Consider the following 20,004-nt stretch of genomic DNA (forward strand, 5'->3'; position numbering starts at 1 on the left):
AAAATAAGATGGAAAAATTAGGAAAAATAATAGCAATAGGATTCATATTCAGCTTGTGTATTTTCAAAGTCTCTGCCCAGATAGATCCTCACTTCTCTCAATACTATGCGAACCCCCTCTGGCTGAATCCCGGCCTGACGGGGGTCACCGATGGAGAGTACAGGTTTAACCTGAATGTAAAACAACAATGGGGTTCCCTTTCTAATGGCTACCTGACCGGGGGCGCTTCTTTTGATATGGCTCCGGTTAAAAATTTTGCTTTTGGCGCCATGATCCTCAACCAGAATGCGGGTGACATCAGCTACAATAATTTAAGTGCCCTGGTATCGGGTGCTTATCGGATCCGTTTTGGCCAGGAAGGAACCAACATCATTAACTTTGGGATCCAGGCGGGAATATTAAACAGGAGTTTTGATGTTTCAAAAATTACAACCGGAAGCCAATTCAATCCGGTTACAGGTTACGATGGAAGTGTTCTGATCAATGAAAATTTTTCTGCCCACAATACCCTGGTTCCTGATGTCAATGCAGGTGCCATGTATTTTGACGGAAGCCCCGATCAGACCATTAATACCTTTCTGGGCGTGAGCGTCAATCACCTGACCAGACCGGTTGATAAATTTCTGGGATCTAATGTAAAAATGCCCATGCGTTATACCGCTCACGGAGGGGCCCGTATTAAGGTTTCCGATATCCTTGACATTACACCCAACGGCATTTATATGAAACAAGGCAATTCCAGGGAAATCGCTGCAGGGGCTTATGCACAAATGATGTTAAACAACGAATCCGATCTGATGTTCGGGGCCAATTACCGGGTCGACGATGCGGCAATTGCTTTTTTCGGACTGCACATTAAAAATATGGTCTTCGGCTTAAGCTACGATTTTAATACCTCTTCCTTAAACCGGGCAACGGGCAGTAAGGGAGGTCTGGAATTATCTATTTCTTTTACCAGCAAAAAAGGAATATCCGGTCCTAATTTCTTCTGTCCTCGTCTATAATAAAATTATAACCTACATAAAGATGAAGTCTTTTAAATTACTACTCTTGCTCAGCTTCGTTTCAACAATGGCTTTCGCCCAATTTGCAACGAGTAATAAGCGTGTGGCCGACGTCTATTTTGACAATAAAGAGTACTATGCAGCTGCGGCCTATTATAAAAAATCCCTTCAGATTTCCTCTGACAGTGCGGGCTTTGTAGTACCCTATGGTTTTGACAAAAAAATTAAAGAGGAAAACCCAAAAAAAGAAGATTATGAGTATTCCGTTTTTCAACTGGCGACTTCCCTGCGCCTGTATAAGAATTATACCGACGCAGAATCCTGGTATGCAATTGCCAAGAATTTCAGCAATCCTAAATACGTTCTCAGCGGGTTCTGGTATGCGGAAACTTTAAGGGCCAATCAACGTTTTGCCGATGCCATTGTTGCATTTAATGAATTTTTGGCCAAGTATAATACTTCTGACTCTTATACAGAGAAAACCAGGCAGGAGATCGCTTCCTGTAATTTTGCACTTTATGAAAATAAATATCCAAGATTATATACCTTAAACAGGCTTAACAATGACATTAATCAGTTGGGGTCTAATTATACGCCCTACCTGTCGGGCAATAACTTTTACTTCACCTCTTCCCGACCAGTACAATCAGGGGGAAAAAATGTGGTGATTGAAGAAGGGAAAAAAGGTGCCAAAGTGATCCGCAAGGAAAGTCCTTACCTGAATGCCGTTTATGAAGTTTCGGGAAACCTTCAGTCAGACCGTGTGGCCATCAAAAAGTTAAATATCGGCCAGGTAAAAACTGGTGAATTCGCCTCACCGGCAATACATCCCAATGGGAAAACAATGTTTATCACCAGCTGGACAACAAAAGGTACCCGAAAAATCAGTAAACTCAACCTAAAGGATGGCAGCTGGTCTGATCCTGTAGACCTGGGTGGACAAGTCAACGCCGATGGTTACAATTCGATGCAACCATTTGTAAGCGGTGATGGAAAATACCTCCTCTTCTCTTCGGACAGGCCTGGAGGAAAAGGCAAATACGATTTGTGGTATTGTGTGATCCGAAGTGATGGTTCTTTAGGCCAGCCGGTAAACATGGGCGATAAAATCAATACTCCGGAAGACGAACAGGGGCCCTATTACAATTACAAAACAAAAAGACTACTCTACAGCAGCAATGGAAAAATTGGAATGGGCGGGCTGGACTTCTATGAGAGTGAAGGTAATTTCATCAACTGGACCGAGCCCAGGAACCTTGGCTTTCCCTTTAACTCTTCTAAAGATGACATCTATTTTACGCCCGTTGGTGAGGGGGACCAGGAGGGGTACATCAGCTCCGACAGAGAGTCCCTTTGTTGCCTGGAGGTTTTTCATCTCAAAAAGAACTACCTGACCGTTCAGGGCATACTTACAGATTGTAAAACCTTAAAACCCCTGGCAGGAGCAACGCTCATTCTAGCCGATTCCGCCGGACAAATGAAGGTAAACTCAGATAAAGATGGCCGTTACAGTTTCAAGGTCGGTTCCAACAGACAATTAAAGCTGTCTGCAGAAAAACAGGATTATTTTACAAAGAGCCTTAATTTCAGTTATGACTCTTTATCCAGGGATACCTTGTTTAAAGCAGATTTCTGCCTGACTTCCTACAAAGTCAACGTACCTATTGTGCTTAAAGATGTCTACTATGAGTTTGACAGTGACAAGCTCACCGATGCTTCAAAAGAGATTCTTGACAAGTTGTACACCATTATGGTAGATAATGACAACATCAGTATAGAACTCAGTGCGCATACGGACAATATCGGCACAGAGGCCTACAACCTGGACCTTTCCAACAGAAGGGCAAAATCCTGTGTGGATTACCTGATCAGCAAAGGTGTAGCTGAATCAAGGATGACCAGCAAAGGCTATGGCTTTAGCAAACCAGTTGCACCCAATCAGTTTCCTAATGGGAAAGACAACCCAGCCGGCAGGCAGCTGAACAGAAGAACTGAATTTAAGGTTACAAAACAATAAACATCATCAGACAAGCCTTTCGAGTTTTTCCCTCAAAACCGGGAGATCGAAAGGCTTGTTTACATAATCGTTAATCCCAGATAGCTTGAGTTTCATGCGGGTATCTTCCAGAACTGAGGCCGTTAAAGCGATAATTGGGATATCGCCCTGCTCCTGCCGGGAAAGTGCACGTATCCTGGAAGCGGTTTCGTACCCGTCCATAACCGGCATATGAAGATCCATTAAAATCAAATCATATTTGTTCCGGACCAATAAATCCAGTACTGCTGTCCCATTTTCTGCAAACTCCGCATTTATACCCCAACCGGTGAGTATTTTTCGCATCAGCATCTGGTTCATTTCATTATCTTCGGCAACCACAATCCTAAGACTGCTGATGTCTTTCCATGCATGATCTGCCCTGGAGACCGATGGCTGCAGCTCGGCTAAACTAAAAATCAGGTCAAAGACAAAAGAAGTACCCTCCCCTGGCCGGCTCTCCATTTGTATGCGGCTCCCGAAAAGTTCCACCAGGCGCCTGACAATAGCCAAGCCCAAACCTGTTCCACCAAAGTTTCTTGCTGTAGAATTCGATTCCTGTACAAAAGGTTCAAAAATGGCCTGCTGTCTTTGCGGATCAATTCCTATCCCCGTGTCCCGAACGGAGAACTGAACTTTAATCTGTCTGGCGCTTCGTTCAAGTAAATGGACGCCGATGGTCACAGAACCCTTTGTGGTAAATTTAATTGCATTTACAATCAGGTTGCTTAAGATTTGGGCCAGGCGCATCGGATCACCAATCATTTCCAGGCCATGCAAATTTTTATCAATTTCAAGATTTAAATCCAGCGCTTTCTCTTTTGCTTTAATTCCCAGACTGGCCGAAATGTTAAGGATCAGTTCTTTTAAATCAAAAGGAATATTTTCCAGCTCAATATGACCGGCATCGAGCTTATTAAAATCCAGTACTTCGTTGATCAGGTGATGAAGCCCAAGGGCTGAAAACCGCAACATCTTCAGGTTGTCCTCCTGTTCTGGTCTGTGAGGTTCTGTCGTGAGCAAATTTGCAATTCCAATGACCGCATTTAAAGGTGTCCGGAGTTCATGCGACATCATCGAGAGAAAATCGGACTGGAATTGCGCAGCGTGCTCTGCCTCTTTCAATGCGACATTCAGCTGTTTATTGAGCATTGACTTTTCCTCTATGCTGATCATGTAGGCCTGATAAAAAAGATAATGGGCGATAATAATGGTCACAAAATTAAGCAGGATTAAAATCTCGTAGGCCGGTGAGGCCAGTTCATGGGCAGCATTAAAGAAACTCAAAAAGTTATTTCCCCTGGACAGTACCCAAACCATCAATGGAAAACAGCAGCAGATGGAATAGAAAACCCCAAATTTTTTCCCCAGCAGGTAAAAACTGCACAGGATCACCATATACGTAAATTGCAGGGTCAGGATATTTACTGATCCCGAAAAAAAGAAAATATTCGTATTCACCAGCAAAACACCACCGCAAATTAAAAAATGCGAAATCCCTTTCAGTTGGTCCGGCCTGGACAGCAACATTTTCATTAAAGAAAAATACAACAGGAAAATAAAAATGGCCCTGATCAACTGAAAAGTTTCACCTTGTACCATCATCGCCGGAACGGCAATACTTACCTTAATCAACGAAAACAGAAGGATACAGAAGATGATTTTGATCCTTGCCCTGTTGAACGCATCTGTTTCACTTTGAAGCACTTTTTTTAGTGACCAGTTGAAAAAACCCAATCCTGTTGCCATGAAATTTTCAGCTAAGCTAATTAAATTAAAGAGCGCTTGTCAAAAATTTAGTATAAAATCAGATCGGGCCCAAACTGCGCAGGTCACAGTCCAGGGCTTCACGGTCCCAGCCTGCACTGTTTGCGGCAGCCTCATAGGTACTTTCTAAAAACTGCATTAACACATTTTCCGGTTGCTCAGCTGAACTTACGACAGCATAAGGAAGAATAAACTCTCCCATTTCCTGACTGTAAAATGCCTGCGGGGGCAATACAGGTTGCTTGCTGAAATTTTCCGGAACAGGGTAACAATAAGCATAAAAAACAGCCTGAGGGAATTGAGGGCTTCCTGGCCAGAAGCCACAGGAACTGACTTCATGAGAATAGGCTTCCTGCATCACCTTAAGAGACATATTCGGAACCCCGCCCTGATGTACAGGTGCAGTTCTGCCGGAAAACCGGGTTACAGCAAGGTCAAAAGCGCCCCAGAAAAGGTGCACAGGGCTACATTTGCCCCTGAAGCGGGCCCGGAATTTTACAAAAACAGGGTGAATTTTGATCAGTACCTGCCAAAAATTATAAATCTCCTGTGCATCGTAAGACTGATGAAGGACATCTTCCGCAAATGGAATTGCTGGCTCCAGTTCATTGGGGCTTGCATAAATCATTGTGTTTATCCCCGCTGCTTCCAGCTTTTCCATGAGTTCTGCGTAGAAACTGGCCACGGTCCTTGGATATAAATGGATCACCTCGGTAATTCCGGTACTACAGGTCAGCAGGAGTTCATGACGGATAAAGTTAAAATCGAGCTGAAAGATACCTTGTTCGAAAGGCACACTTCCCGTACTCAGGCCCGTTGAAGACACATATAAGGTGACGTGCCAGGAATGATTGATCCAGGGACTGTTGACGAGTCTGATTTTCCCGACAATCTGTGTCCAGAGCTGAACGGTCATCAGGCTATCTCCACATTTGCTGAATTCCAACTCAGGCCACCCGCCTGGTATATAAACCTTCCCTTTATTCATCACAAAAAGCTTTGATTATTTATTAAATATAACCATTATTTCTTTTTCTTGTTTAAACTCTTCATCGCTTTGCCAAATAAATCTTCTGCCGATCTTGTGGACTGAAAGTCATATCCCATTCCACACACACTTTTTACTCCGGATTCACCTTACTTTTGAGTTCAGGCTTTGATAAAATAAAATCTCCTATACTGATGAAGAAGCAATTAAAAAACATTCCCTTTTCTGTGCTGGATCTGGCGACAGTGATAGAAGGGAAAACCCCTGCCGATACATTTAAAAACAGTCTCGATCTTGCCCAGCACGCCGAGAACTGGGGCTATACACGTTACTGGCTTGCAGAACACCACAATATGATCAGTGTGGCAAGTTCCGCAACATCTGTTGTTATTGGATATATCGCAGGTGGAACAAAAAAAATCAGGGTTGGCTCCGGAGGGATCATGCTTCCAAATCATAGTCCGCTGGTGATTGCCGAACAATTTGGAACACTTGCTTCTTTATATCCTCACCGGATTGATATGGGTTTGGGCAGGGCACCTGGTACAGATCAGCTTACCGCAATGGCCATTAGAGGAGAGCGTTTTAATGCAGCAAACGACTTTCCCCAAGATGTATTGAAGTTACAGGCCTACCTTTCGAGTGACAACAGTACCAGCAGCGTCAGGGCCATCCCCGGCGAGGGCCTGGATATTCCCATCTGGATATTGGGCTCAAGTACAGATAGTGCACGCTTAGCGGCAGCACTTGGTTTGCCCTACGCTTTTGCCAGCCATTTTGCACCGGCTCAATTTCTTTCTGCAATAAATATATACCGGCAAAACTTCAAACCCTCTGTGCACCTGAAAGCGCCTTACATCCTTGCCTGTGTGAATGTGGTCGCAGCTCATACAGATAGAGAAGCCAATAAACTGGCCACCTCCCTGTATCAGTTGTTCCGGGGAATTGTAACGGGAAAAAGAAAACTGCTCCAGCCACCTGTGGAAAGTATGGATGACATTTGGACGCCTTACGAAGAAGAACAGGCAGGTCAAATGCTCGCCTGTACCTTTACAGGGAGTAAAGGCACTTTACAACGGGACCTTCAACAATTTCTGGACCAGACACAGGTGGATGAGATTATGGCCACCTCCCATATCTTTGATCACCAGGCCAGAATGCTCTCCTATCAACTCCTGGGTGAAGTATTTAAAGAAAATATATAATTAGTTTAAAGCGGAAATGCGTTTGTTCAATTCCGCTTTAACCATATCTGCAATGCAGGTTAATTTCTTTTTTTCCCAGTGCCCAAATTTTCTTTTCATTTTATCAACAATACAGATGGTACCTATCCTTAAGCCTTCGGTAGTGGTGATGTCCGTTGCAGCATAAAACCTCCACCCATATTCTCCAGCAACCAAAGGATCAGAAATCAGCACCGGATCAGCTACAGATTTCTCAAAAGAGGCCGCATAACCTTTAACAATTGCAATAGAACATAAACTGGATTGTTCCAGGCGAATACTATACCTGTCTATGAAATTGATCATAGCGACAGGAACATCCAGTAAAGCGGCTGCGATTCCCGCCAACTGATCAAATACAGGCTCGGACCTGGTTCTCCAAATTTTGTAATTCTTTAAATTCTCCAAACGATCCACCTCATTGAGCTGGATAACATTCCCTTCAAATATGTTTTTCAATTTTAGCTGATTTAAGGTATTTAAGTGTGTATTCCCACCGGGATAAGACAATTTTTATACCTTTATACCAGAAAAGCACCAGTAGCGTCCCAGGGGCCCAAAAACAAACACATAAACCTCTATTTCAAATATTTGACCCCAAAACCACAATTTCAGCTATTGAAAATATTTCATTAAAAGAGTAAGGTTGGGGAGTTCATTACTCAAGTCCCAAACGGACTGTTAAGATGGTTAGAAAATGTAACTTGCCTCGAGGAGTTTTTCGATTTTCCTGATCATTACAGATACTTCAAAAGGTTTTTCCAAATAATCCCCATAATCCGGATTATCTTTCATAATATAATCTTCTTTAAATCCTCCGGAAGTCAACATCACCGGGATTGGCGCAGTTTGTTGATTAGACTTGAGCTGTTGAAAAATCGCTCTTCCATCCATCCCATCCAGTCTGATGTCCATCAGGATTAAATCTGGCTTAAAAGTTTCAATAATTCTAAAAACAGGTCTCCCGGTCATCAACGGAAAAACTTTATATCCATGTTCTTTTAAAACGGTCTCGAACATGTCTAAAACATCCGGATCGTCTTCCACTACAAGTATTCTCTTCATTTGTCGGATTCCTAACAGCACCCCAGTCTGGTCAACTTTTATGCCAGTAACAAAAAAACGTCTATACTTGCAGCATAAAGTTTTTGTACATGCTTAAAGAAGAACAAATTAAAATGATAGCAGATACTTTGCTTCCTGGCTTCCTGCCAAAAGAACCAGTTGAAAGTGAAATTTCTTTTCATTTTACTGTACCACCAAACCAAACATTTAAGGTATGGTACCAGAAAAAAGGACAGGCCTGGATTTTCCAGAAATATCAAATCATAACTGCGCAGGAACTATAGGTCTTAGCATTCAAGGTGCTTTATCAGCAATATTGATCAGCACTGCATCCAGTTCTTTTGCCGAACTGGACAGGTACTCCAGCATTTTTTCGTAATCATTATCTGGCTGGTCATATTTAATCAGGTCAACCAGGGCCATAATTCTGGCAAGGGGCGCCCGGACCATATGAGATTGCATCCATGCAATTTCCTTAAATTTCTTATTCTGTTCTTCAATGGCACGGATGTATTCCTTACGTTTGGTAATGTCTTCAATAGCACCGATCATCCGTACCGGGCTGCCCTTTTCATCAAAAAGTACAAAGCCCCTGTCAAAAACATAACGATAAGTCCCATCACCGCAAATAAACCGGTATTCATCCTGCCACCGGGCAATTTTATCATCCAGATGTTGTTTAATTTTAGACAGCACCCTCTTTCTGTCTTCAGGGTGAATGTGATTGCTCCACCAGTCTGCGGTAGTAGTATGGTTAACAATATCTTTATGACCAAAAATGCCTTTTATCCCCCTGTTCCATATAATTGTACCCGCAGAAAGGTTCCAGTCCCAAATGGTATCACTGGTTGCCTTGGAAACGATATTAAAGCGTTCGGCACTTTCCATCATCTTCCGTTCACTTTCAATCCGTTCTGTCAGGTCTGTCACCAAAGAAAGTTGCCCAGGCTTTCCGTGGAAGGGCATAGGGTTACTGATGACATGCACATACACAACTTCTCCGTTTTTTTTTCTCAATAACTGTGTTTCTTTATCCATTGCCGTCACAATAAGACGTTCAATACTGTTTTCCGGACCGGAAATTTCCTGATAAATCTGAACGGTATTCATCCCAAGAAACTCTTCCCTGCTGTATCCAAAAAAGTTCACAGCGGCCTGGTTTACGTCAAGAAATGCATGGGTATTGAGATCATAAATCCACATAGGAAGTGGAGACAACTGGAAGAAATCAATTGTAGAGGTCATCTTATAAGATTCGGACGCTGTTCAGGTTAAGAAATCGGTGCATTGTTGTAATAATACGAAAAATACAACGATAAAAAAAGAAACAAAAAAACCCTTCCCGAAAAGGAAAGGGTTAAAATTACGGGTTAATGATGTTCTTTATTTGGTTTCTGCTGCCAGCTTTAAGGCATTATAGACGTTAACAATTCCTCCGGTTACGCAAAGATCCGAAAAAGGAACAGATTTGGTTTCTTCCCCAACTTTGAGATTTACGTTGTGATTCACTTTTACCACAGATTTCAGGATAATATCCTTTACCTGCTGGGCAGAAAATTTTGGATAATAGGAGCGGATTAATGCCGCCAGACCAGCTACCGCCGGAGAAGCCATACTGGTTCCGTCTAAATTCTCATATTTTGAGTCGGGCACGGTAGAATAAATTTTCACCCCCGGAGCAAAAACATCGACCGTAGTTTTACCATAGTTGGAAAAACTGGCCTTAAGGCTTTCGTCATCCTTCCATCCTGAGGCACCAACAACAATAAATGCTCCAGCCTGGCCACCATCGTTATACCGCCTGTCCGGAAAATTCTTATCTACATCAATATTCTGGTTTTCATTTCCAGCGGCCTGCACGAGCAATACATCTTTGGACATTGCATATTTAATGGCATCGTCCACTACAGCCTTATCCCAGGAATAAGCCTTTCCAAAACTCATGTTCAAAACCTTAGCCCCATTGTCAACCGCATAGCGGATCGCATTGGCCACATCTTTATCCCGTTCATCCCCATCTGGTACAGCACGTACCCCCATAATGAGTACGTTATCTGCAACCCCTTTTATACCAAGGTTATTGGTTCGGTCGGCAGCAATAATTCCGGCAACATGGGTTCCGTGCTTAGCATCCGGTCCTTTTATGTCATTATTCCCATAAAAACGTTCTCTGCTATCGGCATAATTGTCGCCAACAAATTCTGCTCTGGGGTCATAAGTCATGTTCAGGTTATAATCAATTCTTCCCTGGAAATAGGTAATTCCTTCAACCAACTGGGCTTTGTAAAATTCTTCAAAGCGCTGGTCTTTCAACTGGTCCAGTAAAATATTTCTCACCCTTCCTTCCAGTTCATTTTCAGGCTGATAGTTTTGAATATCGGTGGATGATGGATTTTCTTTGCCCATTTTCTTTAGCATGGCGTCCACAACCGACTTAAAGCCAATTGTATTTTCAAGTCCGGATTTAGCTTCTGCGAGCTTATCGTCGTAATCTGCTTTCATTTTCTGATAAGCCTGAAATGCCGGAAGATCTGCTGCAGCCACTGAGCTTGCATCTGCATTTGCGAATTTGGCCTGATCCCTTCTTAACAAACGGGTCAACTCCAGGGCTTCATGATCAACAGATCCTTTCGCCGAACCAATAAAATTCCAACCCCGTACATCATCTATATAACCATTTTTATCATCGTCTATTCCATTGTCCGGTTTTTCTTTTTTATTTATCCAGATTATTCTTTTCAGGTCTTCATGATTATAGTCTACCCCACCGTCCAAAACACCAACGATAACCGGCTTGGATTTTTTGCCTTTCAGCAATTCCTGATAAGCTTTTTCTGTACTCATACCAAAGGTAGAATCGGCCTTAAGGTCCAGGTTTTGCCAATTGGGCTTTTGGGCAAAAGTAAAAAATGGCATTGCAGCTAAAAGAGCAAGACCTATAAATTTCTTGGAAGAAAAATGAGCATTTATTTTATTCATCTGTGTATATTTATTTATTCTTTTTCAGCAGTATCCTCGCTCCTGTTTTCCGTCAGGCAGATTTTAGCCCAAGTAAATCCAGTAAAATACAAAAGTACCTGATAACTCCCTTCTAAACGTTGTAAACCTTTATTTCTTATGCAATAAAAAAGCCAGAAATGAAATTTCTGGCTTTAGAACTACTATTCATATAATTTAAGCAAAACGATGGGCTTATTCCTGGGCAAGCAGATGATAAAAGTTTCTGATGGGAGAAAATAAAGGATGAAGGGAAACGACATTCCCAAAAACCAGCAATGCCGGGGATACGATTTTCTTTTCTTCAATCAATTCTGCAATGGTATCAACGATGCCAACAACTACATTTTCCTCCGCGGTTGACCCATTTTGTATTACGGCCACCGGAAGCTTATTTTTTCCTTCCTGTTGAAATATAGCAGCAATTTCGGCTATTCTTTCAATTCCCATTAACACTACAACTGTTGCTGCCGACTTTGCAGCACCAACCAGGTCAGGTGAAATTTCACCCGAAGCATTTGTCCCTGTCAGTACCCAGAAGCTTTCGCTGAGCTTGCCATAAATCATAGGGATTTTGTGCAGTCCCGGTACACCGGTCGCACTGGAAATACCAGGAATAATTTCAGTCTGTACATTATAGGATTCTGCAAAATCCACTTCTTCAAAACCTCTTGCAAAAACAAAAGGATCTCCGCTTTTCAATCGAACAACATGTCCGTAATTGAGGGCATAATCAATCATAAGTTTATTTACAGCATCCTGAGAAAAGGATTCATCACCAGAATTTTTGCCTACAAAAATTTTAATCGCCTTTTGCGGTGCGTGATTTAAAAGGGCTTGATTAACCAATGCATCATATAACACGACATCTGCATCATTTAATGCTTTTACCCCCTTTAAGCTAATCAAATCCGGGTCGCCCGGGCCTGCACCAACCAGGGTAATCCTGGGTTCTTTGACGCTGTTTTTAACTTTACTCAATATCATATTACGACTGCTTAAATAAACTGTTAATTCCTTGTTACTTCACAAAGATATATAAAGTCTATATAAATAGTAGTTTTTTATTGAAATATTTTAAGACCTTGTTTAAATTTATAAAGTAAAATTGGTTATGGTTTATTTTTTAGCGAAACGATGCAAATTTTGCAGAGGTAGCGGAGCTTCTACCTCGAAAAACGAGCTTGTCGAGTTCTTGAGAACAAAAGAAAACAACAGACAATCCGAAAAGAATTTAAAGAAGTTGCAGCAGAACAATCTTGAGCTTATACAAAGTTTACAGAAACAGCTCAAGATTGCTTGAGAACCGATAAAGAAAAATACACAACTCGAAAAAAGGAGCCATAAACAAATCATTAGATAAATTGTAAACAGGGTCTAAAACTGCAGAGGATCAGCCTTTTCCCTGGCAATAACATCGGCTACAGAAGTTTGTGTAAGGATTTTCAGTGTAGCATCCCGAACATCAATAAAAGTTTTCCGGATTCCGCAGGTAACCTCATCATGGCACTCATCACATTTTCTGTAAAATTTTAAACTGGCACAGGGCACCATTGCAATCGGACCGTCTGTAATACGCAGGATATCCACCAAATAAATGTCTTTTGCATCTTTATTAAGGCTATACCCTCCACCAGCACCTTTTTTACTATACAAATAGCCCGCATTTCTCAGGTCTAATAAAATTTGCTCCAGGAATTTTCTCGGGATCATTTCCTGCTCTGCCAGCCTTACAATTTGCATAGGCGGATTCTCTGCATTTTTCCCCAGGGCTACCAGCGCCTTTATTGCATACTTGGTTTTCTTTGACAACATATTATAACAAAGCTAACAAAGATTTAGGTATTCTAATAAGGTAATTATTTCAGGGCATTGTTTATTTCTTCTTCCGGAGCCGCCTGATCCAATCCTTCATCATTTTTCACCATAGCCATAACTGCCGTAAATTTTTTTTCGTAATATTCTGAAGCATCCCTGAACTGCTGTATTTTATCTGGCAATACCTGGTCTGAAGGATGGACAAGTGTGTCAATCTTAGCCTGAAGATAATTTTTATAATTTGCCGAAGCCCGGTCAGCAAGAGTTTGCAGAAGTTCTTTATAAGTCATAAAAAAAGATTAGTTGTTTCTCCTAAACGATTAACTCTTCAAATTGTTCACACCATAAGGCTTGATTTCTTTTTTAACATATTACCTAAAGTTTTGGTAATATTGAACTTAGGCAAAACAAAGTCTTTTATTTTCAATTCCAGATGTACAATCTTGCTAAATTTTTCTTTTATTTTTTGCTGCTAGACCTTTTGCCAGTCAGGGCCGGGGCATTGCCATCAGCTGATCCGATTCAATTCTACTTTCAGCAAATGGATAACAGAAACGGCCTCTCCAACAGCGCGGTGAATGTTGTTTTTCAGGATAAGGACCAGTTGGTATGGGTAGGTACCTGGGACGGACTGAACATGTACGACGGAACGGATTTTAAGGTCTTCAATTACAATAGGGAAAACCAACATCAAAGCATTGGAAACAATGTTATTCAGGACATCAAAGAAGACAAGAGAGGGAACATTTGGATCAGCACCATTGGTGGTATTACCCGTTTTGAAAAATCAAATGGAAGGTTCTACAGATACTTTTACAACCTGAACAACAAATCAAAAATTGCAGAAAAAGAATACGCGCTGGCCATCGATTCTTCTGGAAATGTTTTTTGCTACAGCAAAACCGGTGGTTTAAGCAGGTTTAATACAGCAACAAATCAGTTTGAGGCCATCGCCTTGCCACGGATGATGAAATTCATAAAAATGGAGGCAGACAAAAATGGTCAATTGTGGTTTCTGAATGACCTGGGGAGTTTAATTGTTGCCAAAGTGGCCGCTTCCCGTCTGCATATTCTAAGACAACACTCCGCTGTGGGGGCCACCAATTTCTTTCTAAGCAACAACCATCTGTTTCTTGCTGATGTCAGGGACATTCACATCACAGACTTTTGGTTTAAAACAATTAGAAAAATAAGCAATCAAAATAAAATAAAGGCCTTAACCTATTACAAAGCCAATTACATTATTGCGTGGGAAACACAGGGTATTTCTACTTACGATGAAACATTCAAACCATCAGACCTATTGGACCTGCAGCTCAGAGAATTGTCTGGCACGAAAATTATTTCCTTAAATAGTGCCAGAAACGACGTACTGTGGATAGGAACAGACGGCAAAGGCCTAATTAAAATCTACCCCAGAAATAACTACTTCGGACTGGTTAATAAAGCCGGCGCCTACAACCTGGACAAGCCAGTGAGAACATTCACGGAAGAAAATGGAAACCTGTGGATCGGCACAAAAGGACAAGGCATACTCAAGATCCATAATTTCTGGAAAACCAACGCAGAAGAAACAAAAACCAGCTTGTTAAACACTGGGAATGGCCTGGAAAATAATGCCGTATTTTCCCTTTACAAGGGTTCTAATTCTTATGTATACATAGGAACAGACGGACCTGGAATCAACATTTACGATCTTCGCTCCGGAAAAAACATCTGGTGGAAAGACATCAAAGGAACGGCTTCTGTTCCGGCTTTTGGCTCGGTCTACGCAATTATACAAGACCCGGACAGCACCCTTTGGCTTGGCACAAGCGGCAGCGGACTGATCAAGCTCCGGTTAAAAAAGCAAAAATCCGGCGCCCTGGAACTGAGCCATTTCAAGCAGTATTTATCGGGCAGCAACACCGGGCCGGCAAACGATATCATTTATGCGCTTGCTGACGGACAAGACGGAAAACTATGGATTGCGTGCCGCTATGGTGGCTTAAGTTTACTGGATAAAAAAACAGGTCTGTTTAAAACCTTTAAAGCTTTTGCCTATAAAAACAGCCTCTCCAATAATGACGTGCTGTCTCTTTATTTAGACCATCAAAAAAATCTGTGGATAGGAACAAGCTACGGGCTGAATTGCCTCAGGACAACTGAAGCTTCTAAAGCTCAGCCAAACTTCATTAAATTTACAATGGAGCAGGGGCTTCCCAACAATACCATTCACGCCATTACTGAATCTCCTTTGGGAACATTATGGTTCAGTACCAATAAAGGCATGGCAAAACTGGATCAACAGAGCAAGGCCATTGCCAGTTTTATGGAAAGCGATGGCTTGCAAAGCAACGAGTTCAGTGATGGTGCGGTCTGGAAATCCGAAAATGGATATTTGTTTTTTGGAGGCATTTATGGTTTCAATTATTTCAACCCTCAAAAAATCAAGGGTACCAATCTCCAGCCCAATCTTCTGGTGACTTCCTTTCAGATGGGTGGAAAAACCGTAAATGAAAATAAGATACTGGTTCTGAGCAGCGATCAAACCAATGCACCGGCCTATATCCTTGAACGCAAAAGCAATTTCTTCAGGATCAGCATAAAATCCATGAGCTATCTTAATCCTGCTAAAAATGAGTTTTCCTATAAACTGGAAGGTTTGGACAAAAGCTGGAATTACTCGGGTGCACTGGGGCAGATCAATTACAACAACATCCCGCCCGGAAATTATACCTTACTTGTTAAATGGTCCAATGGTGAAGGGAGATGGACAAAAGCCGTAAAAATCTTTGAACTCCGGGTCAATCAGTACTTCTGGCTAACCTATCCGGCCTTATTCATTTACCTGATCGTCCTGTTGATTTCAGGTTATGTTTTTCATCTGTACAGGAAAAACAAACTCCGTATGAAATATCAGCTGGAAGTAGAACACCTACTGCGTCAGAAAGACGAAAGCCAGCACCAGCAACGCCTTAACTTCTTCACCAATATCGCTCATGAAATCCAGACTCCACTGACCATGATCATGGGTTCGGTCGAACATTTTATGCAATCCAAAAAGAATGGATCCCTGAAAACAGGTGAAAGTCATTATTTTTTATCTATGGTCCATCAGCATACGGTCAGGCTCAGCTACCTGGTCCAACAGCTTATGGAATTCAGAAAAGCGGAAGCCGGTTATTTGCAAAGAAAAGATGACTACGTGGACATCAGTAAAATGCTAACCAGCCTTAGCGCTCTTTTTATACAGGAACGGGATGTTAAACAACAGGTTTACCTGAGGGAAATAGCAGAGGGCATGGCCGGATTTATTGACAAAGATAAACTGGAAAAAATCATTTTCAATTTACTATCCAATGCTTTTAAGCATTCCGGGCCGGAAGACACCATCATTTTTAAGGCTTCCTTTAATCAGGAATCCAATGTCCTGAGCATTGGCGTATCCAATTCAGGTTGTCATTTAAATCAGTCCGATCTGGACCAGCTGTTTGACCGCTTCTTTGCAGGGGCCCAGCAAAAATTCAGCACAGGAATAGGGCTTGCCTTCAGCAGGGAACTTGCGCTGTTGCTGGGTGCAGAAATTAAAGTCCGAATGGAAGCAGACTGGATACATTTTAACCTCAACATCCCAATGAAGGTCCTCTCTGCAAACCAGGAAGCAGAAATTATTCCTTCTACGCCATCAATAGCTTTTAATTCGCTTCTGGCACATTATCCCCAGCCATCTGCTGAAGAAGAAAACAAAAACAGTCTGATTAATGACCTTCATGAAAATAAAAAAGCCAGCATCTTACTGGTCGAGGATGAACCAGAACTCAGGTACCTGCTAAGAAACATTTTAAAAGAACACTATGTCGTTTATGAAAGCGGAAGTGGAACAGAGGCTTTACTTTTTTTACGAAAAACAATCCCTGATCTGATTATAAGTGACATCATGATGCCTGATATGGATGGATTACAACTGTGTCAGCAAGTCAAAAACACCCCCGCCCTGATGCAGGTCCTGTTTATTCTACTTTCTGCCCGGGGAGCCCTCGAACACAAAACAGAAGGTTATGAAGTTGGGGCAGATGCCTATATCCCCAAACCTTTTCACATCAGTTATCTACTGGTCAGAATCAAAAAGCTATTGGATGCCCAGCACAAAATGCAGGATTTAATAAAAGATCAGCACATCGGCAGTCAGTTTATTGATGCAGGACTTGCAGAAACAGATAAAAAGTTTTTGGAAATCCTCTTAAAAGCTATTGAAGAAAATCTTGATGAACCCGAATTAAATTCTGCGAAACTTGAAGAAGTCCTTTCCATCAGTAAAATGCAATTGTACAGACGGCTAAAGTCGCTGACGGGAATGACGCCTGCCGAATTCATAAAAAGAATCCGTTTAAAACATGCTGCAGATATGCTGATCAGTTCTCAATATACCGTTTCTGAAATTTTTTACCGGACCGGCTTCAACAACAAATCCTATTTTTTCAGGGAGTTCAGAAAAATTTACCATTGTGCACCAAACGAGTACCGTTTACAGCAACACGAAGTAAAACCCTCTGTTTTGTAATTATAGTAGTCCAATTTGTAATCATAGTACACCAACAACCCCTGTTCTGAAGATAAATTTGTTCTGACCAAATATTTATACGATGAACCACAAAACAGCAGATAAGCCCTTGCGGGCTGCTCTTTCTATTTTGCTTTTTATTTTACTGACCTCTTTTCAGGCGTCGTATGCACAGGAGCTTCATATGAGCGTTGTAGGAGACAGCATCAAAGGATTCAAAGTTGACATTTATAACGGGCATCAATTATTATTGAACAATTCTGAAGAATTCTCTCTTCTGCTGTCCAATACAGATTTAAGTGAAAAAACAGTCCTGACTGGCTGGAAAGGAAAGATCTGGAAAGGGAACGACAGCAGTATTACCTTAAGCAGGACAAGTTACCTACCTACTTTTGACCTCAACCTGACGGCTGAAGTTAATTACACCATCATAAACAAACACCTCATTAAAAAAACCATCTCCTTATTTCAGCCAGGGATGCCTTTTTTGTATTATACCCTGAAAGAAAAATTTATTCCTGCCAAAATACCTGCAAGGTACCTGACTTTTGAACACGATCATTTTCCTGGTGGATTTGCACATGAAATGTTCCCTTCTGCTGCTTTTATTGATAAGGATCAGGTATTAACCGGATTCTTGCTGGACGCCGGTTACAAAAACCAATACACCAGAACAACACGCCGGCGGTTCAACGGACGCGGTGGTGGTTTTGTCGGCATGCGCAAACTTCCCGATCCGCAGCTGTTGACTGTAGCCACCGCTGCGGAACAAAGCCTGGGAAAGCATTATATACAGCAAACTTTTGGTGAGATGTACGACCTTGATGCAGGCCAGGCAAAAACGATGACCCTTTCCGGCCATTATACAAAAACCGGGAATGCAGTGGTCCATAAAAACAAAGACCTGATTATTATAGAGGGCAGCTCATCTGGTCAAAGCGGCATCAAAATGATTGCCCCCTTGAAAGGGCAGCAAGTATACACCATTTCCTTTCTGGTAAAGGGGAATGCACCCCTGGCCCTTAAACTGTTCAGAATCCGTCATGGCAAACAGACCATAGAGCTGGAACATGGGATAAAATACATCGATAATTTTAAAGTTCATCCAAAGGATTGGACCTTGTTTAAGGGTAGCGTATTGGTCCCTTATATAGGAAAAGACAGCATATCCATGTTTATCGGAAGCCTATCGGGCAAAACCTTCCGGCTAGAGATCAAAGACCTCCTGATCACGAAGCACGAACCGAAAAAAGAACCCTATAATGTGCTCCAAATAGGCAAAAAAACCACAAAGACCAGCTTTATTTTTGCTGAGCCCTGGAAAGACCATCGACAGTTTATGATCTCTTCCCAGACCAGACTTGCCGAGGGAACGGGTTTCAGGGGCTCCCAAATGGAGAAAATGCTATATGGAAACCTTCAGATGCTCAGCTGGATCAGGGGCATTAATGATTTTAAACCATTTAATGTACCCAATATGAATTATGCGCCCGATATGTACAACCGGGATTCTTTCTTTTCTGCAGTTTCCACGTATAATAAAACATTGAATTTAGGTCTTTGGGATCAATGGGCTGCCACACAAACCTCTAAGGGAGGCATAGGAACCATTATAACACCCTATATGGGTTCTGTAGAAGCCAAAGACAATGAAGCCACCATAGAATGGCTCATCTGGGCCATGCTCAACAAAAGAAGATTTAACGTAGTACTTCCTGAAGACAAGATCAAAAAAGCAGTTGATTATGTACGCAGCGAATTTGATGCTGGAAAAGATGGCAAATGCCGTTCCCACTTTTCCATGAGCCAGGTAGATATTATTGATTACCAGCCAAAGACAGACCGTTTGGCGGTTAATCAGGGTATGCTTGCTATTGCTTTAAGAACCATTAAAGAACTTGGCTTTGCGGTAGAAGAAAGCTATATCCAAAAGGCAGAGCAGGAGTACAGAAATTTTTATGACCCTCAAAGAAAACACTTATTGTTTGATCGTAATTACCCGGACCTGATCAGTCTCACCGATCTGGAGCCGGAGTTTTTCTCGCTGTGGTTGTTTAACCGGCCAATCCTCACAGACGAAATGGTGACCAGCCATCTGGAACAAATTCCTCATCTGAATAAAACAGCGGCGGCACCATACCCGGAATTTGGTACTACGGCGCCCATTTGCGTCCGACTAACCAAAAACGGATTCAGTTACCTGACTGCCGGTTATCAGCCCTTTGGTGAGTTTGGTGCAGCGAATTATGCAGACGGCAAAAATGATGGCTTTTATTATAATGGTGGCAGCTGGTTCAGGGCTGAATACTGTGCCTATGTGACGGGCCTGAAACATGGTTGGGGGAAAGCATCTAAATTAATGCAAAACAGAATCTGGGCAGAAATCAACCTTCATCCTGGATGGCCATACAGTAAAGAATTCATCCCAACCAAATGGACAACAACAGACTCCTGGTGGCCTTCTACACAAGGCTTGTGCTGGAATGTCTTTATCCTGATGGCCAATGAACTTGCAGGATTGCGAAGCCCGGAAATGGATCCGGACTATAAAAAATAACCAGATA

The 20,004-nt window shown here is 42.0% G+C and carries 15 protein-coding genes; 6 read left to right on the forward strand and 9 right to left on the reverse strand.

The genetic code is table 11. From position 1 onward, the window contains the following. Nucleotides 1–8: 8 nt before the first annotated feature. A complete protein-coding gene (locus B0O44_RS21735) occupies nt 9–1,004 on the forward strand; it encodes a PorP/SprF family type IX secretion system membrane protein (protein WP_110834205.1) in 996 nt (331 codons plus the stop codon). Between the two features lie 22 nt (nt 1,005–1,026). After that, nucleotides 1,027–3,021, forward strand: a complete 1,995-nt coding sequence (locus B0O44_RS21740) for an OmpA family protein (protein ID WP_110834206.1) — start codon at nt 1,027–1,029, stop codon at nt 3,019–3,021. 6 nt (nt 3,022–3,027) lie between these two features. On the opposite strand, the gene B0O44_RS21745 is transcribed toward B0O44_RS21740, so the two are convergent. Together B0O44_RS21745 and B0O44_RS21750 are read right to left on the reverse strand one after the other, a co-directional pair. Then, nucleotides 3,028–4,788 (reverse strand): ATP-binding protein, encoded by a 1,761-nt coding sequence (locus B0O44_RS21745; RefSeq protein ID WP_110834207.1) that lies wholly within the window; start codon nt 4,786–4,788, stop codon nt 3,028–3,030. A gap of 58 nt (nt 4,789–4,846) precedes the next feature. After that, nucleotides 4,847–5,794, reverse strand: a complete 948-nt coding sequence (locus tag B0O44_RS21750) for a DUF5996 family protein (protein WP_110834208.1) — start codon at nt 5,792–5,794, stop codon at nt 4,847–4,849. Between the two features lie 194 nt (nt 5,795–5,988). Here B0O44_RS21750 and B0O44_RS21755 point away from each other — a divergent pair, with 194 nt between their 5' ends. Beyond that, nucleotides 5,989–6,999 carry an LLM class flavin-dependent oxidoreductase gene (locus tag B0O44_RS21755; RefSeq protein ID WP_110834209.1) on the forward strand — a complete coding sequence of 337 codons (1,011 nt, stop codon included), beginning with the start codon at nt 5,989–5,991 and terminating at the stop codon, nt 6,997–6,999. Here the strand turns inward: B0O44_RS21755 and B0O44_RS21760 are convergent, their stop codons facing one another. Then, nucleotides 7,000–7,476 (reverse strand): GAF domain-containing protein, encoded by a 477-nt coding sequence (locus B0O44_RS21760; RefSeq protein WP_110834321.1) that lies wholly within the window; start codon nt 7,474–7,476, stop codon nt 7,000–7,002. Nucleotides 7,477–7,707: 231 nt separating this feature from the next. Continuing rightward, nucleotides 7,708–8,082 (reverse strand): response regulator transcription factor, encoded by a 375-nt coding sequence (locus B0O44_RS21765; protein ID WP_110834210.1) that lies wholly within the window; start codon nt 8,080–8,082, stop codon nt 7,708–7,710. Between the two features lie 89 nt (nt 8,083–8,171). Between B0O44_RS21765 and B0O44_RS21770 the strand changes: the two genes are divergently transcribed. Next, nucleotides 8,172–8,366, forward strand: coding sequence for a hypothetical protein (locus tag B0O44_RS21770; protein ID WP_110834211.1), 195 nt, complete (start codon nt 8,172–8,174; stop codon nt 8,364–8,366). A 10-nt stretch (nt 8,367–8,376) separates the two neighbouring features. Here B0O44_RS21770 and B0O44_RS21775 read toward each other — a convergent pair whose 3' ends face one another. The 5 genes from B0O44_RS21775 to B0O44_RS21800 all read right to left on the reverse strand — a co-directional run bounded on the left by B0O44_RS21775 (nt 8,377) and on the right by B0O44_RS21800 (nt 13,187). Beyond that, nucleotides 8,377–9,327 (reverse strand): PAS domain-containing protein, encoded by a 951-nt coding sequence (locus B0O44_RS21775; RefSeq protein WP_110834212.1) that lies wholly within the window; start codon nt 9,325–9,327, stop codon nt 8,377–8,379. 138 nt (nt 9,328–9,465) lie between these two features. Then, nucleotides 9,466–11,061, reverse strand: a complete 1,596-nt coding sequence (locus B0O44_RS21780) for a S8 family peptidase (protein ID WP_110834213.1) — start codon at nt 11,059–11,061, stop codon at nt 9,466–9,468. A 213-nt stretch (nt 11,062–11,274) separates the two neighbouring features. Next, nucleotides 11,275–12,066, reverse strand: coding sequence for a uroporphyrinogen-III C-methyltransferase (cobA, locus tag B0O44_RS21785; RefSeq protein WP_110834214.1), 792 nt, complete (start codon nt 12,064–12,066; stop codon nt 11,275–11,277). Between the two features lie 390 nt (nt 12,067–12,456). Further along, nucleotides 12,457–12,894, reverse strand: a complete 438-nt coding sequence (locus B0O44_RS21795; RefSeq protein ID WP_110834216.1) for an RrF2 family transcriptional regulator — start codon at nt 12,892–12,894, stop codon at nt 12,457–12,459. A gap of 44 nt (nt 12,895–12,938) precedes the next feature. Next, nucleotides 12,939–13,187, reverse strand: coding sequence for a hypothetical protein (locus B0O44_RS21800; protein WP_110834217.1), 249 nt, complete (start codon nt 13,185–13,187; stop codon nt 12,939–12,941). 251 nt (nt 13,188–13,438) lie between these two features. On the opposite strand from B0O44_RS21800, the gene B0O44_RS21805 reads away from it, so the two are divergent. Together B0O44_RS21805 and B0O44_RS21810 are read left to right on the forward strand one after the other, a co-directional pair. Beyond that, the gene (locus tag B0O44_RS21805) at nt 13,439–17,440 is read left to right on the forward strand and encodes a hybrid sensor histidine kinase/response regulator transcription factor (RefSeq protein ID WP_245943768.1); all 4,002 of its coding nucleotides are present in this window, start codon (nt 13,439–13,441) and stop codon (nt 17,438–17,440) included. Nucleotides 17,441–17,522: 82 nt separating this feature from the next. Then, nucleotides 17,523–19,997, forward strand: coding sequence for a hypothetical protein (locus tag B0O44_RS21810; protein ID WP_110834219.1), 2,475 nt, complete (start codon nt 17,523–17,525; stop codon nt 19,995–19,997). The last annotated feature ends 7 nt before the right edge of the window (nt 19,998–20,004 follow it).

This window comes from Pedobacter nutrimenti, from assembly GCF_003208655.1.
GTDB lineage: Bacteria > Bacteroidota > Bacteroidia > Sphingobacteriales > Sphingobacteriaceae > Pedobacter > Pedobacter nutrimenti.